The 23,791-nt window shown below is 72.3% G+C and carries 22 protein-coding genes; 11 read left to right on the forward strand and 11 right to left on the reverse strand.

Going from position 1 to position 23,791, the window contains the following annotated elements; all coding sequences use genetic code 11:
- Positions 1–63 precede the first annotated feature (63 nt).
- The 7 genes from ASG05_RS10890 (at position 64) to iolD (ending at position 9,617) form a co-directional block, all read left to right on the forward strand.
- Positions 64–1,170, forward strand: a complete 1,107-nt coding sequence (locus tag ASG05_RS10890) for a VanZ family protein (RefSeq protein ID WP_056260456.1) — start codon at positions 64–66, stop codon at positions 1,168–1,170.
- A 39-nt stretch (positions 1,171–1,209) separates the two neighbouring features.
- Positions 1,210–3,111 (forward strand): ABC transporter ATP-binding protein, encoded by a 1,902-nt coding sequence (locus tag ASG05_RS10895; protein WP_056260458.1) that lies wholly within the window; start codon positions 1,210–1,212, stop codon positions 3,109–3,111.
- A 123-nt stretch (positions 3,112–3,234) separates the two neighbouring features.
- Positions 3,235–4,218, forward strand: coding sequence for a 5-dehydro-2-deoxygluconokinase (gene iolC / locus ASG05_RS10900; protein WP_056260460.1), 984 nt, complete (start codon positions 3,235–3,237; stop codon positions 4,216–4,218).
- Positions 4,205–5,119, forward strand: coding sequence for a hypothetical protein (locus ASG05_RS10905; RefSeq protein WP_056260461.1), 915 nt, complete (start codon positions 4,205–4,207; stop codon positions 5,117–5,119). The genes iolC and ASG05_RS10905 overlap by 14 nt, the downstream gene beginning before the upstream one ends.
- 25 nt (positions 5,120–5,144) lie before the next feature.
- Positions 5,145–6,668: a CoA-acylating methylmalonate-semialdehyde dehydrogenase gene (locus ASG05_RS10910; RefSeq protein WP_056260463.1), complete on the forward strand. Its 1,524-nt coding sequence runs from the start codon at positions 5,145–5,147 to the stop codon at positions 6,666–6,668.
- Positions 6,669–6,709: 41 nt separating this feature from the next.
- Entirely contained in the window at positions 6,710–7,612 is a 903-nt protein-coding gene (gene iolB, locus ASG05_RS10915) for a 5-deoxy-glucuronate isomerase (protein WP_056260465.1), read from the forward strand.
- Between the two features lie 127 nt (positions 7,613–7,739).
- Positions 7,740–9,617, forward strand: a complete 1,878-nt coding sequence (gene iolD, locus ASG05_RS10920; RefSeq protein ID WP_056260467.1) for a 3D-(3,5/4)-trihydroxycyclohexane-1,2-dione acylhydrolase (decyclizing) — start codon at positions 7,740–7,742, stop codon at positions 9,615–9,617.
- Positions 9,618–9,689: 72 nt separating this feature from the next.
- Here the strand turns inward: iolD and ASG05_RS10925 are convergent, their stop codons facing one another.
- The 4 genes from ASG05_RS10925 to ASG05_RS10940 all read right to left on the reverse strand — a co-directional run bounded on the left by ASG05_RS10925 (position 9,690) and on the right by ASG05_RS10940 (position 13,497).
- Positions 9,690–10,451: a GntR family transcriptional regulator gene (locus ASG05_RS10925; protein ID WP_056260469.1), complete on the reverse strand. Its 762-nt coding sequence runs from the start codon at positions 10,449–10,451 to the stop codon at positions 9,690–9,692.
- A 64-nt stretch (positions 10,452–10,515) separates the two neighbouring features.
- Positions 10,516–11,421 (reverse strand): ATP-binding cassette domain-containing protein, encoded by a 906-nt coding sequence (locus tag ASG05_RS10930; RefSeq protein WP_082486648.1) that lies wholly within the window; start codon positions 11,419–11,421, stop codon positions 10,516–10,518.
- Complete coding sequence (locus tag ASG05_RS10935; RefSeq protein WP_056260471.1) at positions 11,418–12,461, reverse strand: ABC transporter permease; 1,044 nt, start codon at positions 12,459–12,461, stop codon at positions 11,418–11,420. Before ASG05_RS10935 ends, ASG05_RS10930 begins: the two co-directional genes overlap by 4 nt.
- Positions 12,462–12,528: 67 nt before the next feature.
- Positions 12,529–13,497, reverse strand: coding sequence for a sugar ABC transporter substrate-binding protein (locus tag ASG05_RS10940; RefSeq protein WP_056260474.1), 969 nt, complete (start codon positions 13,495–13,497; stop codon positions 12,529–12,531).
- Between the two features lie 168 nt (positions 13,498–13,665).
- Here ASG05_RS10940 and ASG05_RS10945 point away from each other — a divergent pair, with 168 nt between their 5' ends.
- Entirely contained in the window at positions 13,666–14,850 is a 1,185-nt protein-coding gene (locus ASG05_RS10945) for a Gfo/Idh/MocA family protein (protein ID WP_056260475.1), read from the forward strand.
- A gap of 90 nt (positions 14,851–14,940) precedes the next feature.
- Here the strand turns inward: ASG05_RS10945 and ASG05_RS10950 are convergent, their stop codons facing one another.
- The 5 genes from ASG05_RS10950 to ASG05_RS10970 form a co-directional block, all read right to left on the reverse strand.
- Positions 14,941–15,714, reverse strand: a complete 774-nt coding sequence (locus ASG05_RS10950) for a TIM barrel protein (protein ID WP_056260478.1) — start codon at positions 15,712–15,714, stop codon at positions 14,941–14,943.
- A 7-nt stretch (positions 15,715–15,721) separates the two neighbouring features.
- Positions 15,722–16,726, reverse strand: a complete 1,005-nt coding sequence (iolG, locus tag ASG05_RS10955) for an inositol 2-dehydrogenase (RefSeq protein WP_056260479.1) — start codon at positions 16,724–16,726, stop codon at positions 15,722–15,724.
- A gap of 64 nt (positions 16,727–16,790) precedes the next feature.
- A complete protein-coding gene (locus ASG05_RS10960; RefSeq protein WP_056260482.1) occupies positions 16,791–17,708 on the reverse strand; it encodes a sugar phosphate isomerase/epimerase in 918 nt (305 codons plus the stop codon).
- 242 nt (positions 17,709–17,950) lie between these two features.
- Positions 17,951–19,432, reverse strand: coding sequence for a hypothetical protein (locus tag ASG05_RS10965; protein ID WP_056260484.1), 1,482 nt, complete (start codon positions 19,430–19,432; stop codon positions 17,951–17,953).
- 229 nt (positions 19,433–19,661) lie between these two features.
- Complete coding sequence (locus ASG05_RS10970; protein ID WP_056260486.1) at positions 19,662–19,934, reverse strand: hypothetical protein; 273 nt, start codon at positions 19,932–19,934, stop codon at positions 19,662–19,664.
- A 180-nt stretch (positions 19,935–20,114) separates the two neighbouring features.
- Here ASG05_RS10970 and ASG05_RS10975 point away from each other — a divergent pair, with 180 nt between their 5' ends.
- Complete coding sequence (locus ASG05_RS10975) at positions 20,115–20,942, forward strand: septum formation family protein (protein ID WP_056260487.1); 828 nt, start codon at positions 20,115–20,117, stop codon at positions 20,940–20,942.
- Positions 20,943–20,966: 24 nt separating this feature from the next.
- Here the strand turns inward: ASG05_RS10975 and ASG05_RS10980 are convergent, their stop codons facing one another.
- Entirely contained in the window at positions 20,967–21,767 is an 801-nt protein-coding gene (locus tag ASG05_RS10980) for a GDSL-type esterase/lipase family protein (RefSeq protein ID WP_056260490.1), read from the reverse strand.
- Positions 21,768–22,113: 346 nt separating this feature from the next.
- Between ASG05_RS10980 and ASG05_RS16390 the strand changes: the two genes are divergently transcribed.
- Both ASG05_RS16390 and ASG05_RS10985 read left to right on the forward strand, forming a co-directional pair.
- Entirely contained in the window at positions 22,114–22,284 is a 171-nt protein-coding gene (locus tag ASG05_RS16390) for a hypothetical protein (RefSeq protein WP_157490186.1), read from the forward strand.
- A gap of 169 nt (positions 22,285–22,453) precedes the next feature.
- A complete protein-coding gene (locus ASG05_RS10985; protein WP_056260492.1) occupies positions 22,454–22,879 on the forward strand; it encodes a DUF4307 domain-containing protein in 426 nt (141 codons plus the stop codon).
- Between the two features lie 90 nt (positions 22,880–22,969).
- Here the strand turns inward: ASG05_RS10985 and ASG05_RS10990 are convergent, their stop codons facing one another.
- Entirely contained in the window at positions 22,970–23,680 is a 711-nt protein-coding gene (locus ASG05_RS10990) for an NADPH-dependent F420 reductase (protein WP_157490187.1), read from the reverse strand.
- Between the last annotated feature and the right edge of the window lie 111 nt (positions 23,681–23,791).

Here is a 23,791-nt window from a genome sequence, read left to right on the forward strand (position 1 = left end):
TGCCGTCCGGCCTCGTCCCGTGCGCGGGCTGCCGTCGGGCCCCGACCCGGGTAGCGTCGCGGCATGGGAAGCGTCGTGCCGGGGGTCCTGGCGTTCGTGCTCGGGTCGGCGGTGGCCGTCGCGGCCCTCGTGCCGTGGACGGCGCTCGAGTACCGCCGACACGGCCGGCTCGGCCTCCGCCGCAGCCTCGTGGCGTTCGGCACGGTGGTCTACGCCCTGGCCCTGGTCACCTACACGCTGCTGCCGTTGCCCGACGTCTCGACGATGTGCGCGACGCCGGCGTCGGTGCAGCTCACGCCGCTCGCGTTCGTCCGGGACGTCGTGCGCGAGGGTGGCATCGGTGGTCCCCGGTCGTTGCTCACGAACCCCGCGGCGGCCCAGGTGCTGCTGAACGTCGTGCTCTTCGTGCCGCTCGGCGCTCTCGCCCGTCACGCCGTCGCCCGGCGGCGGCCCGTCGTGGGCCTCGTCGTCGGTCTCGGCGCCGGGTTCGTCGTCTCGCTGCTCGTCGAGCTCACGCAGCTGACCGGCGACTGGTTCCTCTACCCGTGCGCCTACCGCCTCTTCGACGTCGACGACCTCCTCGCCAACACGGCCGGGGCGGTCGTCGGCACGGTGCTCGCGCCCCTCGTGGGCCTGCTGGCGGGATCGCGGGACCCGGTCGACGCCGACGAGCCCCGGCCGGTGACGTCGTCGCGGCGGTTCGTCGGCATGTTCTCGGACGTGCTGGCCATCTGGCTGCTGTCGAGCGCGCTGACCGTCGGCACCTCGCTGGCCTGGGCTCTGGCCGACCGCGACGACCAGGACCCGTCGCTGGCGGCCCTCGTCACGATCGGTGGTCTCGTCGCGCCGGCGCTGCAGCTCGTCGTCGTCCTGGCCTCCGGCCGGACGCTGGGCGAACACGTCGTCCGCCTCCGGCCGACGCCGTCGCCGGGCGCCCTGGCGCGGGTGGTGCGCTGGGCCCTCGGCTCGGGCGGCTGGGCCACCCTGATCGCACTCGACGGGCCGTTCCTGCCCGTCGTGGCCTTCGCTCTGGCCGTCACGTCGGTCGTCGCGGTCCGGGCGACCCGTGGGCGGCGGGGCCTGGCCCTGGCCGTGCTGCGACTCGACGTCGAGGACGACCGCGTGTCGGCCGGAGGCGACCGGGCCCCGTGGCTCGAGAGGCAGCCGTGACGACGTAGGTTGGGCCTGCCCCCCACGGAAGGAACCGCCATGAGCATGGAAGGCGCGGCCTGGAGCTCGCTCTACAAGATCTCGTCCGCCAGGGACGGCAAGCACGGCATCTCGCGCGAGTCGGTGCGGCGGATCATGACGTTCGCCGTGCCCTACCGGGCGAAGCTGGTGGTCTTCATCGGCCTCTCGATCGTGGGGGCCTTCCTCGCCGTGGCGACGCCCGTGCTGGCCGGCCGGGTGGTCGACGTCATCGTCGCGCGGGGCGAGGTCGGGGCGATCGTCCGGCTCGCCCTGCTCATCGCCGTCGTGGCCGTGGCCGACGCCGGCGTCTCGCTCGCGACGCGCTGGTACTCGGCCCGGATCGGCGAGGGCGTGATCCTCGACCTCCGCACCGCCGTGTTCGACCACGTGCAGAAGATGCCGATCGCGTTCTTCACGCGCACCCGGACGGGCGCCCTCGTGAGCCGCCTCAACAACGACGTGATCGGTGCGCAGCAGGCCTTCAGCGGCACGCTGTCGGGCGTGGTCACGAACGTCGTGGCCCTCGTCCTCACCCTGATCGTGATGCTCAGCACGTCCTGGCTCGTGACCGTGCTCGCCGTGGTCATGCTGCCCGTCTTCCTCGTGCCGGCGCGACGCATGGGAAGCCGTCTCGCCGCGCTGCGCCGTGAGGCCGCCGACCACAACTCGGCGATGAGCACGCAGATGACCGAGCGCTTCTCGGCACCCGGCGCCACCCTCGTCAAGCTCTTCGGTCGCCCCGACGAGGAGGCCGAGGAGTTCCGCGTCCGCGCCGCCCGCGTCCGCGACATCGGCGTCCGCAGCGCGCTGCTGCAGTTCGTCTTCGTCACCGCGCTGACGCTCGTCTCGGCCCTCGCCCTGGCGCTCGTCTACGGGCTCGGCGGCGCCCTCGCGCTCGCCGGTCAGCTCGACACCGGGGAAGTCGTCACCCTGGCGCTGCTCCTCACCCGCCTCTACGTGCCGCTGACCGGCCTCGCGAGCGCCCGGGTCGAGATCATGAGCGCGGTGGTCAGCTTCGAGCGCGTCTTCGAGGTGCTCGACCTCGAGCCGCTCATCCAGGAGAAGCCGGCCGCCTCGTCCGTCCCCGAGGGCCCGGTGAGCGTCGAGTTCGACGACGTCCGCTTCGCGTACCCGTCCGCCGACAAGGTCTCGCTCGCCTCCCTGGAAGAGGTCTCGACCCTCGACACCCGCGGCGGCGACGAGGTGCTGCACGGCGTGTCGTTCCGCATCGAGCCCGGGCAGACCGTCGCCCTCGTGGGCACGTCCGGTGCCGGCAAGTCCACCATCGCGCAGCTGCTCTCGCGCCTGTACGACGTCGACAGCGGTGCGGTGCGCCTCGCCGGCGCGGACGTCCGCGACGTCACCTTCGCCTCGATGCGCCACACCCTGGGCATGGTCACGCAGGACGGCCACCTGTTCCACGAGACCATCCTCAGCAACCTCCGCCTCGCCAGGCCCGAGGCGTCGGAGGACGAGGTGTGGGACGCCGTCCGCCGGGCGCGGCTCGAGCCCCTGATCCGCTCGCTGCCGGACCAACTCGACACGATGGTGGGGGAGCGCGGCTACCGGCTCTCGGGAGGCGAGCGTCAACGCATGACCATCGCGCGCCTCCTGCTCGCCCAGCCGCGCGTCGTCATCCTCGACGAGGCGACGGCGGCGCTCGACTCCACGTCCGAGGCCGCCGTGCAGGCGGCGCTCAGCGAGGCGCTCGACGGGCGGACGGCGATGGTGATCGCCCACCGCCTCTCGACCATCCGCAGCGCGGACATGATCCTGGTGGTCGAGGACGGGTCGATCGTGGAGCGCGGCACGCACGACGAGCTGCTGGCCGCGGCCGGCCGGTACGAAGAACTGCACCGGACCCAGTTCGCCGTGCAGAAGGACGTCGCGGCCGACGAGGAGGCGCCGATCGCGCCCTGACCCGGCCAGCCGGTCGGTCGGCCGTGACTTCTCGTCACCCGTGCGCTATGTTCATATGTAAGCACATGGGCGTCGCGACAGGGCGGGCCCGATCGACACGACCAGAGAGTTGTACAGCGACGTATGACCGACACCACTGCCTCCGCGACGGCGGCTCCCCTCGACCTCGTCACCATCGGACGTTCGGGAGTCGACCTCTACCCGCTGCAGGACGGCGTCGGCCTCGAGGCCGTCGAGACGTTCGGCAAGTACCTCGGCGGCAGCGCGGCGAACGTGACCGTCGCCGCCGCGCGCCACGGCCTCCGCACCGCGATCGTCACCCGCACCGGGGACGACCCCTTCGGCCGGTTCGTGTCGGGCGAGCTCGAGCGCCTGGGGGTCTCGACCCGGTTCGTCCGCACGGTGCCCGACCTCAACACCCCGGTCACGTTCTGCGAGATCTTCCCGCCCGACGACTTCCCCCTCTACTTCTACCGGGCGCCCAAGGCCCCCGACATGGTCGTCCACGCCGACGAGCTCGACCTCGACGCGATCGCCGACGCCCGCATCTTCTGGGCCACCGTCACCGGCCTGTCCGAGGACCCGAGCCGGACGGCCCACCACACGGCCTGGGAGGCGCGCGGACGGACGCCGCTCACCGTCCTCGACCTCGACTACCGTCCGATGTTCTGGTCGTCGCCCGACGAGGCCCGGCGCGAGGTGGCGCTCGCCCTCGAGCACGTCAGCGTGGCCGTCGGCAACCGTGAGGAGTGCGAGATCGCCGTCGGCGAGACCGACCCCCACCGCGCCGCCGACGCGTTGCTCGACCGAGGTCTCGACCTGGCCGTCGTGAAGCAGGGCCCGCGCGGCGTGCTCGCCAAGACCCGCGACGAGACGGTCGAGGTGCCCCCTCACGTCGTCGAGGTCGTCAACGGCCTCGGCGCCGGCGACGGCTTCGGCGGCGCCCTGTGCCACGGCCTGCTGCAGGACTGGTCGCTCCGGGACGTCCTCCGCTTCGCCAACGTCGCCGGGGCGATCGTCGCCGGTCGCCGCGAGTGCTCGACCGCCATGCCCTCGACCGCCGAGGTCGCCGAGATCGTGAGGAGCATCGCACATGTCGACGCCTGACCTCCCCGAGGTCGCCCCCGCCGCCCTCTCGCTCGACTTCGAGGCGCTCCGCCACGTGCGCACCTTCGCCCCGCAGACGGTGCTGCCGCGGGTGCGCGACCGTGCACGCCGGCCGCTGCTCGCCGATGACGGACGCCTCTTCATCGTCGCCGCCGACCACCCCGCCCGCGGGGCGCTCGGCGTCCGCGACGACCCCGCCGCGATGGCCGACCGCTACGAGATGCTGACCCGCCTGGTCACCGCCCTCTCGCGACCCGGGGTGGACGGCGTGCTCGGCACGCCCGACGTCATCGAGGACCTCGCCCTGCTGGGTGCCCTCGAGGGCAAGGTCGTGGTGGGGTCGATGAACCGCGGCGGCCTCAAGGGCGCCTCGTTCGAGATGGACGACCGGTTCACCGGCTACGACGTGCCGAGCATCGTGGCGTCGGGCATCGACTTCGCGAAGCTGCTGATCCGGATCAACCTCGGTGACGCCGCGACCGTGGCCACCCTCGAGTCGACCGCGCGGGCGGTCGACGCCGCCGCGGCGGCCCGGGTGCCGATCATGCTCGAACCGTTCCTCAGCCGCTGGGTCGACGGAGTCGTCCAGAACGACCTCACGCCGGAGGCGGTGGTCACCTCGGTCGCGATCGCCGCGGGCCTCGGCTCCACGTCCGCCTGGTCGTGGCTCAAGCTCCCCGTCGTGCCCGAGATGGAGCGGGTGATGGCGTCGACCACGCTGCCGACCCTGCTGCTCGGCGGCGACCCCTCGGGCCGCCCCGACGAGACCTACGGCTCGTGGGAGGCCGCACTCGCGCTCCCGGGCGTCCGCGGCCTCGTCGTCGGCCGCACGCTGCTGTACCCGGCCGACGGCGACGTGGTCGCCGCCGTCGACACCGCCGCCGCGCTCGTGCACGGCTGATCCCTCGAAGAAGAGAAGCAGGACCATGTCTGACACCTCGACGAAACCCCACGCCGCCGACCTGCCCGTCGTGCCGCACTGGATCGACGGTCGCGAGTCGCCGTCGAGCTCCGGCCGCACGGCCCCCGTCTACGACCCTGCGCTCGGAGTCGTGACGAAGCACGTCGCTCTCGCCGACGACGCCGAGATCGAGGCGGCGATCGCTTCGGCGCAGGCCGCGTTCCCCGCCTGGCGCGACCTCTCGCTCGCGAAGCGTCAGCAGATCCTCTTCCGGTTCCGCGAGCTGCTCGAGGCCAAGAAGGGCGAGCTCGCCGAGATCATCACGTCCGAGCACGGCAAGGTCGTCTCCGACGCGCTCGGCGAGATCACCCGCGGTCAAGAGGTCGTCGAGTTCGCGACCGGCCTCGCGCACCACCTCAAGGGCGAGTACTCCGAGCAGGTGTCGACCGGCGTCGACGTCTACTCGACGAAGCAGCCGCTGGGGGTCGTCGGCATCATCTCGCCCTTCAACTTCCCCGCGATGGTGCCGATGTGGTTCTTCCCCATCGCCATCGCCGCCGGCAACGTGGTCGTCCTCAAGCCGTCCGAGAAGGACCCCTCGGCAGCCCTCTGGCTCGCCGCCCTCTGGGCCGAGGCCGGGCTGCCCGACGGCGTCTTCACGGTGCTCAACGGTGACAAGCAGGCCGTCGACGGCCTGCTCACGCACCCGGCCGTCCGCGCCGTCTCGTTCGTCGGCTCCACCCCGATCGCCCGGTACGTCTCCGAGACGGGCACCGCGAACCACAAGCGCGTGCAGGCCCTCGGCGGCGCCAAGAACCACATGCTGGTGCTGCCCGACGCCGACCTCGACCTCGTCGCCGACTCCGCGATCAACGCCGGGTTCGGCTCGGCCGGCGAGCGCTGCATGGCGATCTCCGTCGTCGTCGCGGTGGAGCCCGTGGCGGACGAGCTCATCGGCAAGATCAAGGACCGCGCCGCCACGCTGCGCATCGGCGACGGCCGCCGCGGCTGCGACATGGGCCCGCTCGTCACCGAGCAGCACCGCGACAAGGTCGCCTCGTACATCGCGATCGCCGACGAGGACGGCGCCGAGGTCGTCATCGACGGCCGCGGCATCGAGGTCGACGGCGACGCCGCGGGCTTCTGGCTCGGACCGACCCTGCTCGACAAGGTGCCGACCACGTCGCGGGCCTACACCGAAGAGATCTTCGGGCCCGTCCTCTCGATCGTCCGCGTCGCCTCGTACGACGAGGGCGTCGCCCTGATCAACGACGGCGCGTTCGGCAACGGCACGGCGATCTTCACGAACGACGGAGGCGCGGCGCGGCGGTTCCAGAACGAGGTGCAGGTCGGCATGATCGGCATCAACGTGCCCATCCCGGTGCCCGTCGCGACGTTCTCGTTCGGCGGCTGGAAGGACTCGCTCTTCGGCGACACCAAGGCCCACGGGGCCGAGGGCGTCCGGTTCTTCACCCAGCAGAAGGCGATCACCTCACGGTGGCTCGACCCGTCGCACGGCGGCGTCGACCTCGGGTTCCCGCAGAACTGAGGCGCACCGAGCCCACCGGCCCCACGACGAGCAGGAGAGACATGACCACGCAGAACGAGTGGGTGTTCCCGAAGGGAGCCCTGAGGCGCGGCGACTGGGAGTCCGTCGTCGACGACGAGCTCGAGGGATGGCAGCACACCGGGCTGCGGGTCGCCGAACTCGCGGCCGGCAGCGAGCTCTCGCTGGCCGCGGCCGGCATCGAGCGCCTCGTCGTGCCGCTGTCGGGGTCGTTCACGGTCGAGCACCGGGTCTCGGGTGCGCTCGAGACCACGCACCTGACGGGCCGGGCCTCGGTCTTCGACGGCCCGAGCGACGTCCTGTACCTCTCGACCGGCGCCTCCGCGACGATCGAGGGGGAGGGGCGGGTGGCGGTGGCCGAGGCACCCACCGACGAGGTGCACCCGAGCAGGCACGTCCGGCGCGACGAGGTGCCCGTCGAACTGCGCGGGGCGGGTCGCTCCAGCCGCCAGGTGCACAACTTCGGCACGCCCCAGGCGCTCGACGCCGGCCGGTTCATCGTCTGCGAGGTCGTCACGCCCGCCGAGAACTGGTCGAGCTGGCCGCCGCACAAGCACGACGAGCTGCAGGCCGGGCAGGAGTCCCGGCTCGAGGAGATCTACTACTTCGAGACGGCGGTCGAGAGGGGCCTCGACGCCCCGCCGCAGGCCGACCCGTTCGGGTTCGTGCGCGCCTACTCGTCCCCGGCGGGCGAGATCGACGTGCTCGCCGAGGTGCGCACCGGCGACGTCGCCCTGCTGCCCCACGGCTGGCACGGCCCGTGCGTCGCGGCCCCCGGCTACGACCTCTACTACCTCAACGTCATGGCCGGGCCCGACCCCGAGCGGGTGTGGCACATCTCGGACGATCCGGCCCACGGGTGGATCCGCGCGACGTGGGAGGGGCAGGACGTCGATCCGCGCCTCCCGTACGAGCGCCGGCCCTGACGACCGCCCACACGGCGAGCACGCGAACACGCACGACGACCAGCCACACGACGAGCACGCGCACGACGACCTCAGCGTGACGACCACCCGCGGCGACGACGCCGCACCGACGACAGGACACGATGACATGGGCACCACCAGGCGGATGACGGTCGCGCAGGCGCTGATCGAGTTCCTCGCGAACCAGTGGACGGTCGACGGCGACCACCGCGAGCGCACCGTCGCCGGCACGTTCGGCATCTTCGGCCACGGCAACGTGGCCGGCATCGGCCAGGCGCTGCAGCAGCTCGAGGTCGAGCAGCCGGGCCTCATGCCGTACCACCAGGCCCGGAACGAGCAGGCGATGGTGCACCAGGCCGTCGGCTACGCGCGCACGAGGCGACGCCGCGGCACCTTCGCGAGCACCGCCTCCGTGGGGCCGGGCGCGGCCAACATGCTCACCGGTGCCGCGCTGGCGACCGCGAACCGGCTGCCCGCCCTGCTGCTGCCCAGCGACACCTTCGCGACCCGCGTCGCCGACCCGGTGCTGCAGCAGCTCGAGCTTCCGCACGACACGAGTGTGCAGGTCACCGACGCGTTCCGGCCGCTGTCGCGGTTCTTCGACCGGGTCGACCGCCCCGAGAAGCTCTTCTCGATCGCACTCGCCGCGATGCGCGTGCTGACCGACCCCGCCGAGACGGGAGCGGTCACGATCGCCCTGCCCGAGGACGTGCAGGCCGAAGCCCTCGACGTGCCCGTCGAGTTCCTCGCGCCGCGGGAGTGGCACGTGCGCCGGCCCGTGCCCGAGCGCGGTCCGCTCGAGCGCGCCGTCGCCGCGATCCGTGCCGCGAAGGCGCCCATCGTCGTGGCCGGCGGCGGGGTGTTGTACTCGGGCGCCGAGGAGTCGTTGCGCGCCCTCGTCGAGCTGACCGGCATCCCGGTCGGCACCACCCAGGCGGGTGGCGGCTCGCTGGTGTGGGACCAGCCCGGCTACCTCGGTGCCGTCGGCGCGACCGGCAGCACCGCGGCGAACCGCCTCGCCGCCGAGGCCGACGTGGTCATCGGCGTCGGCACGCGCTACTCGGACTTCACCACGGCGAGCCGGACCGCGTTCCAGGCGGAGGGCGTGCGCTTCGTGAACGTCAACGTCGCCGCCTTCGACGCGTACAAGCACGGCACGCAGCTGCCCGTCGTCGCGGACGCCCGCGAGGCCCTCGACGCCCTGCGCACCGAGCTCGCCGACTGGCGTGCGCCGGCCGGGTGGGTCGAGCGGGCGGCCGCCGAGAAGGCCGGATGGGACGCGGTCGTCGACCGCGCCTTCGAGCCCTCGGGGCTCGCGCGGCCGGGTCAGGCCGAGATCATCGGCGCCGTGCAGGCCGCCACCGATCCCCGCGACGTCGTCGTGCAGGCGGCGGGCTCGCTGCCGGGCGACCTGCACAAGCTCTGGCGGGTGCGCGACGCCCTGGGCTACCACGTCGAGTACGCCTTCTCGTGCATGGGGTACGAGATCGCCGGCGGCCTCGGCGTCCGCCGTGCAGCGCCCGACCGCGACGTGATCGTCATGGTCGGCGACGGCTCGTACCTGATGCTGCACACCGAACTCGTGACCGCGGTCGCCGAGGGAATCAAGATCATCGTCGTGCTGATCCAGAACCACGGCTACGCGTCGATCGGGCACCTCTCCGAGACGGTCGGCTCGGAGCGCTTCGGCACGCGGTATCGCGACGGCAGCGGGTCGATCCTGCCCGTCGACCTGGCGGCGAACGCCCGCAGCTACGGGGTCGAAACCGTCGAGATCGCCGCAGGTCCGGAGGCGGTGGCCGACCTGGGCAGGGCCGTGGCGGCCGCGAAGGCGTCCGAGACCGCGACGCTCATCCACGTCGAGAGCGACCCCCTGCTCTACGCACCCGGCGGCGAGGGCTGGTGGGACGTGCCGGTCGCCGAGGCGTCGACACTGCCCGGCACGCAGCAGGCACGCGAGGAGTACGTCACGCACTCTGTCGCACGCCGCCCGCTGCTCGGCTGACGTCGCGGGCCGCGGCCCGGTCGCACAGGGGCCGCGGCTCGCGGCTCCCGTCTCGCGACTCGCGACCCGAGGTCAGCGTTCGACGAGCGTGATCTCGAACGAGTAGAGGTCGGGCCGGTAGCAGTGCTGGCCGTGCTCGACGGCCCGCCCGGAGTTGTCGAAGGCCGTGCGCCCCATGGTCAGGACGGCCCCGCTCTTGGGCAGGTCGAGCAGGCGCGCCTCGGAGGCGGTGGCCGAGCGTGCCCCGATGCGCTGTTTCGCGACCCGCATCGTCACCCCTCGGCCACGCAGCAGCTGGTAGAGCCCGTGCCTCTCGAGGGATTCCATGTCGAGGTCGACGAACGGCTCGGGCAGGACGTTGTCGAGGACGGCCAGGGGCACGCCGTCGGCGGAGCGCAGGCGCACGAGGTGCAGGGTGGGACTGCCGACCTCGACGCCGAGGGACTCCGCCGTCTTCTCGTCGGCGCCTTCGACGGACGACGAGAGCAGCAGCGTCTCGGGCTTCTGCCCCGTGCGTTCGAGGTCCTCGTAGAGACTGGTCAGCTCGACATTGCGGGTGACGCGACCGTGGACGACCTGGGTGCCGATGCCTCGCCGACGCACGAGCAGGCCCTTGTCGACGAGTTCTTGGATGGCCCGCCGGATCGTCGGGCGAGACAGACCCAGCCGGGCGCTGAGCGCCACCTCGTTCTCGAGGCGCGCACCGGCCGGGAGCGTCTCGTCGTGGATGGCGCTCTCGAGCAGGTTCGACACCTGGTAGTAGAGCGGCACCGGGCCGGAGCGATCGAGCCCGAGGAAGAAGTCGGGAGGCAGCAGCTGCTCGTCCTGAGGCATCGTGTCCGCTCTTGATCGGTGGTCCCCCATCTTTCCACAGAGGTGGATCGGCAGGAGTCGGGCCTCAGCCCTCTCGCGCCGGCACGGTCTCGGAGGCGTCGGCCGCCATCTCGCGCGCGACGGGCGAGCCCGGCATCTCGCGCTCGAGTTCGTGCGCGAGGGAGTCGAGCTCGGCGCCGCCGGCCATCAACGCGGTCAGCTCGGGCAGGCTGATCTCGCTCTTCTCGAAGTTGCCGAGGCTCGTGCCGCGGTTGAGCAGCAGGAACCGGTCGCCCACCGGGTACGCGTGGTGCGGGTTGTGCGTGATGAAGACGACGCCGAGGCCCTCGTCGCGGGAGCGCGCGATGTACTTGAGCACGACACCGGACTGCTTCACGCCGAGGGCGGCCGTCGGCTCGTCGAGGATGAGCACGCGGGCTCCGAAGTAGACGGCGCGGGCGATGGCGACGCACTGACGCTCGCCTCCCGACAGGGTGCCGATCGGCTGGTCGACGTCGCGGAGGTCGATGCCCATGCGGGCGAGCTCTTCGAAGGTGATCTGCTTCATCGCCTTGACGTCGAGGCGACGGAACGGACCGGCCCCGGTCGTCATCTCGGAGCCGAGGAAGAAGTTCCGCCAGACGGGCATGAGCGGCACGACGGCCAGGTCTTGGTAGACCGTCGCGATCCCGGCACTCAGGGCGGCCCTCGGCGAGGCGAAGGTGACGGGCTCGCCGTCGAGCAACAGCTCGCCCTCGCTCGGGGTGTGTGCCCCGGCCAGCATCTTGATGAAGGTGGACTTGCCGGCACCGTTGTCGCCGAGGACGCAGGTGACCTGGCCGGCCGCGACCGTCGTCGAGACCCCGGAGAGGGCGTTCACGGCCCCGTAGGTCTTGCCGATGTCGCGGACCTCGACGATCGTGGTGCCGACGGCGGCACGGGGCGCCGCGGGACGCGCGTCCGCGCGGTTAGGGGTGGTCTCGGTGCTCATCTCGCGCCTCCTGCTCGTGTCCTGACGAAATTGTTCAGCAGCACCGCGGCGAGCAGCATGCCGCCGAGGACGGTCCGCAGCCAGTTGGTGTCCCACTGGGCGAAGGTGATGCCCTGGAAGACCATGCCGTAGATCAGCGCGCCCAGGGCGGCGCCGATCGCGGAGCCGTAGCCGCCCGTCATGAGGCAGCCGCCGACGACGGCGCAGATGATGTAGATGAACTCCTGGCCCACCCCGGTGTTGGCCTGGACGGTCGAGGTGCGGAAGAGCGAGATCATGCCGACCAACCAGGCGGCACCGGCCGTGCCCATGAACAGGCCGACCTTCGTCTTGAAGACGGGGACGCCGACCTGGCGGGACGAGTTCAGGGCCCCGCCGACGGCGAAGATCCAGTTGCCGGCACGGGTGCGCAGCAAGATCCAGGTGGCCACCGCGGCGACGACGAACCACCACAGGACCGAGACGTAGAAGGTGCCGCCGCCGATCTGCAGCGACGCTCCGAACAACGGCTGGATCGAGTCGTAGGCGGGCACCTTGGTCATGCCCTGGATGGCGACCTGGCCGGTGATGATCTTGGTGACGGCGAGGTCGATGCCGGCGAGGGCGAAGAACGTGCCCAGGGTCACGATGAAGCTCGGCAGGCCGGTCTTCATGACCAGGACCCCGTTGACGGCACCGACGCCGAGGCAGACGACGAGCGACACGACGACCGCGACCCAGATGCTGAGGCCGTAGTGCGTCGTGAGGATGCCCACGATCAACGCCGAGAAGCCGGTCATGACGCCGGCGGAGAGGTCGAACTCGCCGCCGATCATGAGCACGGCCACCGCGACCGCCATGATGCCGAAGGTCGAGGCCGACTCGAGCCAGACGCCGGCCCCGGCGAAGCTCAGGAACTGGGGGGTGTAGAGCGAGAAGAAGAGGAGCACCGCGAGCGCGGCGACGAAGGCGCCCGTCTCGGGCCGGGCGAGGATCTTGCGGAGGGGGCGACGCTCGAGGCGTGGCCTCGTCGCGATCGTCACGATGTCTGTGGTCGTCAACGGTGACTCCTGGTTCGAGGAAGGGAGGGGGCCGGCTGCCGCGTGTCGCGCCGGCCCCCGGGGATGCCTAGCGCGTGCCGTTGGCGGCGAACTCGGCGACCTGGGCCGCGTTGTCCTTGGTGACGAAGGCAGGGCCGGAGTAGACCGGCTGGCCGCCGCCGATGACGTTGCCGTTGGTGACGTACAGCTCGAGCGCCGTGACGCCGAGGAATCCCTGCACGTAGGGCTGCTGGTCGACGGCGAACAGGATGGAGCCGTTCTCGACGTCGGACACGACGTCCTCGGACAGGTCGAAGGTGCCGACCTTCGCCGAGCTGCCGGACTCCTCGACCGCGCCGACCGCGTCGATGGCGTACTGGCCGCCGAGGGTGAGCACCCCGTCGATGGACGGGTCGGCCTGCAGCTTCGACTTGATCGTCGCCTTCACGTCGGCGTCGTTCGTGCCGTCGACCTGGAGGTTCGTCATCGTCCCGCCGAAGGTGCTCGCGGCGGCGGAGCAGCGGTCCTCGAGCCCGACGTTGCCGGCTTCCTGGATGACGCAGAGCGCGTTGGTCAGGCCGGCGTCGGCGAGCTTGGTGCCGACGGCCTCGCCGGCGACGGTCTCGCTCTGGCCGATGTGGGTCAGGGCGCCGAACTCGGCGGAGCGCTCGATGCCCGAGTTGATGGTGACGACCGGGATGCCCGCGGCGACGGCCTTCTTGACGCTGTCCTCGACGCCGTCGGGGTTGGCCATCGAGACGACGATGCCGTCGACCTTCTGCGCCACCGCGTTGTCGATGAGCTGCGACTGCTTCGCGGGGTCGGAGTCGGCGTTGTAGGTGACGGTGGCGTCGTAGTCGGCTCCGGCCGTCTCGGCCCCCGACTTCACGCGGTCCCAGAAGGCGTCGCCGGGGCCGGAGTGGGTGACGACGGCGAACGTGAGGTCGCCGCCTCCGGTGTTCGGGCTGGCCGTCTCCTGGCCCGTTCCCGAGCAGCCGGCGAGCAGGAACCCGGTCGCTGCAGCGAGGCCGAGGCCGGCGAGGAATCGCTTCTTCATTGAAAGTCCCTTCGGTGCGGAGCTCGTCGCGCAGGACGGTCCGGGGTGACGTCGGTGTCGGGTCCGAGTATGTGCGAGGGGTGCATGATTGTCAATACATTCTGTCATTCGGCTAGGCTCGTTCCGACCCCGCTCGACCGGGGCCCCGCCGACGACGTCAGGAGAACCATGTCGACACCGGATCGCGTAGGAGTGGGTCTCGTCTCGCTCGGATGGATGGGGCGGCTCCACTCGCGGGCGTACCGCGCGGTCGCGGAGCACTACCCCGAGCTGCCGGTCCGCGTGGAACTGGTGTCCGCGGCCGACACGGATGCCGACGCGCGACGGAGCGCCGAGACGGTGCTCGGCTACCGCCGCACCACCGGAGATTACCGCGAGGTGGTCGCCGACCCCGAGGTCGACGTCGTGTCGATCTGCGCGCCGAACTTCCTGCACCACGAGGTGGCCATCGCCGCGGCCGCCGCGGGCAAGCCCTTCTGGATCGAGAAGCCGATGGGCCGGTCGGCGGCCGAGTCGTCCGAGATCGCCCGCGCCGCCGCCGGCGCGGGCGTCGTCACCTCGGTCGGCTTCAACTACCGGCACGCGCCGGCCGTCGCCCGCGCCCGAGAACTCGTCCGCTCGGGCGCGCTCGGCACGGTGACCAACGTGCGGGTGAGCCTGCTGGCCGACTACTCGGCCGATCCCCTCGGTGCCCTGACCTGGCGCTTCCGGCGCGAGCGGGCCGGCTCGGGCGTGCTGGGCGACCTGCTGTCGCACGGGGCGGACCTGGCCCAGTTCGTGGTCGGGCGCATCGAGTCCGTGACCGGGCTCACCGAGACGTTCATCCGCGAGCGTCCTCTGCCGGGCTCGGGCTCCGCCGGCCACTTCAGCAAGGGCGCAGAGGGCGGAGAGACCGGCGAGGTCGAGAACGAGGACTACGCGGCCGTGCTCGGCCGGTTCGACTCGGGCGCCGTCGTCGTTCTGGAGTCGAGCCGCGTGGCGATCGGGCCGCGCGCCGAGTACGCGCTCGAGGTCTACGGGACGAAGGGTTCGCTGCGCTGGGACTTCCAGCGGCTGAACGAGCTGCAGGTCGCCGACGACACGAGCGGCTACCGCACCGTCATGGCCCAGCCCGGTTTCGGCGACTTCGCCCGGTTCCAGCCGGGCGCCGGCACGAGCATGGGCTTCGACGACCTCAAGACCATCGAGGCACAGCTGTTCCTCCGGTCGGTGCTCGAGGGGCGCCAGCTGGCGCCGTCCGCCGCCGACGCCTGGTCGGCCGCCGAGATCGTCGAGGCGGCCGTCCGCAGCGACAGGGCACGCGCCTGGGAGGCCGTGGGTCGCGTCGAGGGGTCCACGACGTACGACCTCTGAGCCGCGGTGCCTGCCGCACCGGGCTGGTGGGCAGGACGGCCCCCGCGGCCGCACCCGCGCCTCCTCGGGCCCGGTGCGCCGCGGGCGGCGTCAGGCGAAGGAGGCGCGGAACCGTTCGAGCGCCGTGTCGGAGTCGACGGACGGCCAGGCCTCGAGGCCCACGACGCCCTCGTACCCGAGCGTCCGCAGCTCGGCGGCGATCGCCGGGTACCGGATCTCGCCCGTGCCCGGCTCGAAGCGCCCCGGCACGTCCGCGACCTGGATCTCACCGACCCAGGGCAGCGCCCGCCGCAGCAGCTCGACGAGGTTCCCCTCGCCGATCTGCGCGTGGTACAGGTCGAGGTTCAGGCGCAGGCCCGGGTTGTCGACGGCGCTCACGAGCGCGAGGGTGTCGTCGGCCCGGGCGAAGGGCGTGCCCGGGTGGTCCACGGCGGTGTTGAGGTTCTCGAGGGTGAAGACGCGGCCGTGGCGCTCGCCGAGGCGAGCCAGGCGGGCGAGCGTGTCGAGTGCGCGTTCGCGATCGCCCGGCGTCACCGCTTCGCCGGGGTGCACCGGCAGGCCGTCCGGGTCGAGGCCGGTGCCGTGGAGGTTGAGCCTCGGCGAGTCGACGACCTCGGCGGCGGCGAGGGAGAGCTCGGCCGTGCGCAGCAGTTCGGCGATGCCGTCGGTCGTCGTCAGGTCGCCCGCGAGGTAGCCGGTCATCGACGAGAACGTCGCCCCGGTGGCGGCGAGCGCGGGCAGGTCCTTGGTGGACCAGTCCCAGATCTCGACCTCGAAGCCGAGCTCGTGGAGGCGCCGGACGCGGTCGACGACGGGGAGCTCGCGGAACAGCATCTCGGCCGAGGCCGCCAGCCGGTAGGTCATCGCCTGCTCAGAGCTCGACGGCGACGGAGACGCGCTCGACCGCCGAGCGGGCGGCGGCGTCGGCGAGGACGAGGGCCGCGCGACCGTCGGCGAAGGTCGGGCTCGCGGACTCCTCGCCCCGGGCCAGGTCGATGAACGCGCGCAGCTCGGCGACGTAGGCCGCGGCGTACCGCTCGAGGAAGAAGTCCTGGTACGGCGGCTTCGCCTCGACCCGGGAGGCGGTGGAGACGCTGACGAGGCTGGTGAGCGCGTTCGACACCTGCAGCGAACCCTCGGCGCCGAACGCCTCGAGGCGCTGGTCGTAGCCCACGGCGCTGTGCCGGGAGTTCGTGATCGAGACCAGGGCCCCGGTGGACGACCGGAGAGTCACCATCGCGGTGTCGTAGTCGCCGTGCTCGCGGGCACCCGGGTCGAAGACGGTCGTGCCGGTCGCCGTCACCTCGACGATGTCGGGAAGGAAGAACCGGGCCATGTCGAAGTCGTGGATGGTCATGTCGCGGAAGATGCCTCCCGAGACCCCGACGTAGGCGGCGGGCGGGGCCGCCGGGTCGCGGCTGACGATCGAGAGCTGCTCGAGCTCGCCGATCTCGCCGGCGGCCACCCGGGCACGCGCGGCGGCGAACGCGGGATCGAAGCGGCGGTTGAAGCCCAGGGCGATCGGCACGCCCGAGGACTGCACGCGGGGGAGCAGCGCGTCGACCCGCGCGATGTCGAGGTCGATCGGCTTCTCGCAGAGCGCGGGCACTCCGGCGTCGAGCGCTGCCCCGAGCAGGTCCACGTGGGTCGCGGTGGGCGAGGCGATGAGGACGGCGTCGACGTCGCCCGATGCGAACATCTCGGCGGCGTCGGTCGTCACGGTGCCGCCGTGACGTGCCGAGACGGCCTCGGCGCCCTCGACGAAGGGATCGCAGACCCAGGCGAGGGTGGCCTCGGGGTCGGCCGCGATGTTCGCGGCGTGGACCTGGCCGATGCGGCCGGTGCCGATGAGTCCGAAGCGGAGCGGAGTGGTCACGTCGTCGTCCTTGCTGCCCGTGGGCGTCGTGGGGCCCCGAGGGGCGGGAGGGGGAGGAGGCGCGTCAGGCCCATGCGCGCAGGGCGTCGCGGTTGACGAGTTGGTCGGCGCCGCGCGCGGCGCGGAACTCGGAGAGGTCGGCGTCCGGGCCGTTCAAGACGTCCTGCTCGACGACGATCCAGCCGTCGTAGTCCCGGCGGTCGACGGCGGTCATGACCGCGTCGAGGTCGACGTCGCCCTGCCCGAAGGCCACGAAGGCGCCCGAGGACCAGACCTCGCGCATCCCGCCGCCCTCGCGCAGCACCCGGCGGAGCTCGGCGACGTCGACGTCCTTGAGGTGCAGGTGGTTGATGCGGTCGCCCCAGCGCTCGATCGCGAGCACGGGGTCGCCGCCCCCGATCACCAGGTGCCCGGTGTCGAGGGTCAGGCCGACGTCGACCGCTCCGAGGAACCGGTCGATCTCGTCGGGCGACTCGACGAACGTGCCCGCGTGGTGGTGGAAGGTCGGTTCGAAGCCTGCTGCCCGCGTCACGCCGACGGCGCGCTCGACGTTGGTGGCGAGGGTCGCCCACCGGCGCTCGTCCAGGGGGTCGGTGGTGGCGCCGCGGCCCGGGCCGGCGCGGCGCGCGTCGGACCCATCGTCGGCGAGGGTCGGCAACGGCAGCCGCGCGGGCCCGTCCTCGCAGGCCTCGGCGAAGAGGCGCAGCGTCGCGTCCAGCTGGGGGAGCGCTGCCTCGAAGGCCTCGTCATCCGAGAACGGCAGTTGTATCCACCCGCCGGCGAGTTCGAGGCCCGAGCGGGCGAGTCGTGCGCGGAGCTCGTCGCCCCGGCCGAGGTAGTCGACGGGCCCGAGGTCGACGCCGGCGTAGCCGCTCTCGGCCAGGACGTCGACGAGTTCGTCGGGCCCGACGACGTCCGCGCCCTCGGGGGTGAGTTCGAAGACGCCGAAGCTGACCGGGGCTCCGGCGACGGAGGCCTTCATCGGTGGGCCGGACGAAGGGTGCGGGCGATGGACTGGTTCATACGTCTCTGTACAACTTCCAGGTGAGGAGCAATTGTCCTAACAATGGCACAAACTCGGAGGCGCGGCAACGGTGGGCGAGCCGGTCGCGTCGGCAGGCGAGGTCGTCCTTCCCCGAGGGCGAGGAGGGCTCGGGGACGACGAAGGGCCCGTCGCTCCCTGGGGGGACGACGGGCCCTCGGTCGTTGCTCGGTGTCAGGTGGTCAGAGCCGGACGCGGCGACGGAGTCGGACGACGGTCAGGGCCGTACCCACCGAGAGCAGGCCGCCGGCCAGGGTGAGCAGGACTCCGGTGCCGTCGGCTCCGGTGTAGGCGAGGTGGCCCGACGCGGCGACGGGCCTGGCGTCGGTGCCCGCCGGCACGACGGCTGCCGTGGCCTTCACCTCGACGGGCACGACCGCCGTGTAGCCCGCGAGCGTGACGGTCAGGGAGCGGGAACCGGGGCCGTGGAAGGTGACCGCCGGGGCTCCGTACTCCGACGCGCCGACCACGTCACCTCGGCCGCTCGACGTCACGAGGGTGGAGTCGGCCGGCGCGGGGTAGCCCTCGGGCGAGACGGGGTTGAAGAACTCGTCGACGAAGTAGACGCCGACGGAGGCGGTCTCGCCGTCGCTGACGACGAGGGTCGTGCTGTCTCCGTCGAGGGACGAGGCGGTGCCGTACTCGCCGTCTCCGTCGTACTCCCCTGTCGTCAGCACCGCGATGCCCGCGACCGGTGCCGGGACGACCTCGAGGTCGACGACGAGGAGCTCGCCGATGCCGACGGGGTTGAGGGGCGTGACGCCGAACGAATACCGGCCGACCTGAGTGGTCGTCCCGGCGATCGTCAGGAACCCGGCACCCTCGGTGGCGGTGGCCTCTGCGGGGAGGGTCGCGACCAGCGTGCTCGGGGCGGCGGTCATGTAGACGCCGGGCGTGGGGTCGCCGGTGGCCGTCCACGTGAACGAGAACGGCTGTCCGGCCACGACGGTGAGGTCGGTGCCCGGCTGCGAGGTGAACGTCGGCGCCACCCCGGCGGCGACGCGGCGGTCGCTCGTGACCGTCGTCGGCTCGTCGTCGGCCTCCGGGCCGGTGCCCGTGACCGCGACCTCGACGACGTGACCCGCGTCGGCACGCGTGAGCACGTACGTCTCGGCGACGGCGCCCTCGACGAGCGAACCGTCGCGGGTCCACTGGTAGGTGAACGTCGTGCCGTCGGGCCAGCCCTCGGTCACGGCGGTCTGCAGGTCGCCGACCTCGGTGTCGCCCGAGATCGTCACCGTGCCGGGCTCGGTCGCGGCGGCGATCCCGACGACGTCGTCCGCACCGGTCGTCGTCTCGGGGGCGGCCTGGCCCGCCGGGGCCTCGTCCTGCCCGGGAGCCTGCGCCTGCGCGTCGTCCGTGGCAGGGGTCTCGGCGGCGTCGTCGGCCGGGGTCGCCTCGTCTGCGGGAGCAGGCGTCGACGGGGAAGCGGGGTCGGCGGGCGCGGCCTCGACCGGGGCCGACGAGGCCTCGGTCGGGGAAGGTGCCTCGTCGGTGACGGGAGCCGACGTCGATGCCTGGTCCGCGCCTCCTTCGGCGGGTGTCGCCGTCGCCGCCGCGCTGGTCGGCGCGGCCGGCGCCGCCTGCGCCGACAGTGCCGTCCCGCTCAGCATCACAGCGATCGCGGACGGCAGGACCAGTGCCGTGAGCACGGATCTCTTCATGGTGTTCCCCCTCGTACGAGTCGGTCGTGGTGCGAACCGACGGCCCGCCCCTGAGCCCCGACGACCGTGACGTCGTGGGGTTCGATGACCCCACCGTACGAGCGCGTTCGGCCCCGTGGTGGCGGCGTTACCTGCTCGTTGCGAAAGGTCATCCGGTCGACTGAGAAAAGATCATCTCGAGGGCTCGTCAGGATCGGCGCTCGCAGGACAGGGCGGGCGGCCCCGCCCCTCAGTCGTAGACGCGGCCCAGCACCCAGCCGCCGTCGGCGCCGAGGACGACCTCGAACATGTGCGTCGTGCCGTCGTCGTCGGTGGCCTGGAACCGCCAGCCGACGAACCGACGCGGCGGGTGCGTGATGAAGTCGGGCGTGACGGCCGGCTCGACCCGCAGCTCGGTCGGGGTGTCGGTCACGCGCCACCGCCGGCACGACCAGACCAGCCGCGCGGGCAGGTCGCGCTCGAACCAGAGCGCCACGGGCTCATGGGTGGTCTGCGTGCTCATGTCGTCCTCCTGCTCGTTCGAACGTGTGTTCGAACGAATCGAGTGTAGGTCAGGCCGACGGGGTGGGCAACCGGATCACGATCGTCTGCCCGGACAGGGGGTCGATCGGGTCGCCCCGCGCTGGATATGATCCGGCGTGACCCGCCGACCCGACGGCCCGGTCGACGAAGGAGGACGACCGTGAGCACACCGATCGAGCCGGGCGTGCCCGACCAGCCGCAGGAGCAGCCGACCGGTGCCTGGCCGCAGCCGCAATCCCAGCAGCCGCAGCCGCAGGAGCAGCCGTCCGGTGCCTGGCCCCAGCCGCAGCCGGGCGTCTCGCCGCACGACCCGTTCGCGACGCCGGCGCCCACCCAGGCCTGGGCCGCCCACGACCCCTACGCCGCGCCTCCCGCGTTCTTGCCGGCCTTGCCGCCGCAGCCCTCGAGGACCCCGTGGATCGTCGGGATCGTGGGCACGGCCGTCGTCGCGCTCGTCGTGGGTGGCGGTGCCGGCCTGCTCGGCGGGTTGTCGCTCGCCGGCGGCGTGGCCGGTTACGAGGCCGGCTACGGCGACGGCTCGACGTACGGCGACGAGGACCCCACCACGTGGTTCGGCTCCGACGCGGTCTACGGCGACTACCTCTACCCCCTCGACTTCTCGGGCGTCACCGGCGTCGACGGTCTCGACGTCGGCACCTGCTTCACCGTCGGCGACCTCGGTCGCGAGGGCACGGGCGACGTCGAGACGGCCTCGTGCGACGAGGCCCACGACGAGGAGGCGTACCTCGTCGGTGAGCTCGACGGCGGGGAGTTCCCCGGTGGCCTCGAGGTCTTCGACGAGGCCTCCGCGCAGTGCGACGCCGCCTTCGCCGACTACGTGGGGGCGTCGTACGACGAGTCGCTGGTCGACTACGGCGTGCTCGCACCCACCGAGAAGGGTTGGGACGACGGCGAGCGGTCGGTCGTCTGCTACCTCTACACGTACGGCACCACGCGCGTCGGCAGCCTGGCGGGCTCGGGCGCCTAGGCCGGGGCGCCTAGGCCGGGGCGCCTAGGCCGGGACGCCGGGGCCGGCGTCGCTGCCGCAGCGTTCGTCGGCGGTCTCGGCGTGGCCGAGCGACGACACGACCGCCGGCGCGATGGCCTGCCCCCAACGCCGGTGCATGGTCGACCACGAGAGCAGCTCCTGGTGGTACAGCCCCTCGGAGCACCACTCGGGGAACGGCACCCACGATGCCCCGGGCAGGGTGAGCGCGACCCGGGCCGTCAGCGCGTTGAGGCGTTCGATCTGCGTCGTGAGCAGTCGCTTCGCCACCGGGGGGATGGGTCGGAACTCGGCCATCGGCGGGATGCCGACGTAGACGATCCGGCAGTCCGGGCCGGCGGTCCCGCGCACGCGGTCGGCCAGGCGGCGCAGGTCGGCCTCCCACGAGTCGCCCTCGGTCGCCAGCAGCACGTCGCAGATGCCGAGCAGCACCACGGCGACGTCCGCCGGCTCGTCGGGCAGGTCGATGCGCGCGGCCTCGGCAGCCGTCAGCACGGGCGCCGAGACCTCGCGCCAGGTGACGCCGCGACCTCGGGACGAGCCGACGAGCCGGGCCGTCTGGCTGGCACAGGTGAGGTCGTGGTCGAGCACGCCGAAGCCCTCGACGGCGATGCTGCCGACGAAGAGCAGCCGGACGGGGTCGGGGCCTTCGATGACGGTGCGGCGGGCGTCGCGGGGGAACGGCGCTCGCGCCAGTTCGCGCCGGTAGAGGGCGAGGTGGAGGCGGAAGAGGGGCTTCGCGGCCCGGACGACCGCCGCGATCAGGCGGCCGTGTCGGCGGGGGGTCGGGGGTTCGACCAGGGGCATGAGTGTTCGCAATCCGTGCGGTGCAGGAGGCGCGGCTCCTGACGGTCTCGTCCTGAGACCGTAGCCAGTCTGGTGGTCCCCCGAAAAGAGGACAGGCCCCCATCGTGGGGCACGCATCGGAAAACGGCTAATCGACGGGCCGTCGGAGGCGCCGTGGACGGCCGCGACGCGCACGTTGTCCGCAATGCGAACTGCACGCCGATGTAGTTAGAAGGTCTAGCTACCCCATGGTTTCATTCGTGTGTACCGACTTCACGGGCGGTGCGGACCGCGGCTCCCGAGCCGCGGTCCCCTGAGACCAGCAACACCGGCAGACAGCACAGGGCTGCCGAGAAACGGACACACCATGACACTCCTCACCCCGTCGCGTCGCCGCTCCGACGAGAGCCGCAGCCCCTTCTCCGAGGTCCGCGAGACCGAGCGCCAGGCGACCCTCTTCGTCATCGCCACGGCCGCCGTGGGCGCGAGCGCCAGCCTCGTCGCCGCCCTCTTCCTCAGCAACGGGCTCTTCCTGTGAACGACGACCAGACCTCCCTCGAGCTGGCTCCCACCGAGCCCATCGACCTGTCGATGCTGTTCGAGATCGACGGGGCCTAGGCCCGAACGCCCTGGGGCGTCGCGAGGCCCGTGGCGCCGGGGGCCCGCGTCCATGTTCCTTGGAGCCCGCGCCTCCTAACCTGGTCGGCATGCAGACCACCGATCCGGCCCGCGTTGACCCGGCCGCGCGCCTCGACGACCGGTACGGGCGACGGCCCGGTCGGGCCGGGCGGTCGCGACTGGTCGCCCTCGTCGCCGGAGCGGCCGTCGCCCTCGTGGTGACGGCGTGGGTCGTGCTCGTCGCCTTCGACGGCGACTCGGCCGAGCTCGAGGTGAGTCACTACGGGTTCACGGTCGCCGGTGACGACGCAGTCGACGTGCAGTACACGATCAACGTCGCCCGCGGCACCGACGTCGGCTGCGCGGTGCAGGCGCTCAACGAGAACCGTGCCGTCGTCGGCTGGAAGGTCGTCGACCTGCCCGCCGTCGACGCCCACACCCAGACCTACACGACCTCGCTCGTGACGAGCGAACGGGCGGTGACCGGCTCCGCCTACCGCTGCTGGGTGCTCTGAACCGCACCTTCGGGGCGGACGACGCGACCCGCGCCTCCTGTGCAGGAGGCGCGGGTCGCGTTCGTCAGCGGGCGTCACCGCCCGGCCGGGTCACGAGGCCTGCGGCACCCGGTTCGCCTTCGCGAGGTTGGCGACGAGTTCGTCCTTCGTCTGGCGGACGACGTAGGCCGGGCGGTCGCGCTCCACGCGCCAGCTCTCGGACAGCGGGCTGACGTCGACGGTGTCGAAGCCCAGCTCGTCGTAGAGGTCGGTCATCAGGGCGACGGCCTCGGGGGAGTCGCTCGACGTCGCCAGGGCCCGGCGGTCGGCGGTGCCGGCGGGGGCGACGTCGGTCGTGATGTCCTTCGCCTCGATGTGGTTGAAGCCCTTGACCACCGTGCTGGTGGGCAGGTGGCGCTGCAGCATCTCGGCGGTCGTGTCGGTGCCCTCGTCGAGCGCCTGGATGTGACCGTCGCGCTCGAAGTAGTAGTTGTTCGTGTCGATCACGGTCTTGCCGGCGAGCGGCTCGACGGGCACCTGGTCGAGGTTCTTGAGGGGGACGGTGACGACGACCACGTCGCCGGCCGCACCGGCCTCGGCGGCGGTGGCCGCCCGGGCCTTCGGGCCGAGGTCGGCCACGAGGTCGGCGAGGGTCTCGGGCCCGCGCGAGTTGCTGATCACGACGTCGTGGCCGTGGGCGATGACCGCCCGCGCGACCTGGCTGCCGATGTTGCCTGCTCCGATGATTCCGTACGTTGTCATGTGCAACCCAACCGGCGGTCGGCTCGCTCCCTTCCCGGTGGCGACGTTCTCCCAGGGCATCACAAGGTGGCGATCGCCCGGCCGGGCCTCGTGGGGGGTGCGGTCGTGACCGGATCGTCATCGATGCGATCGTCACGGGGACGCCTCTCATGCGACAGGATGGTCACCACA

The organism is Frigoribacterium sp. Leaf186 (genome assembly GCF_001423905.1).
Taxonomy (GTDB): domain Bacteria; phylum Actinomycetota; class Actinomycetes; order Actinomycetales; family Microbacteriaceae; genus Frigoribacterium.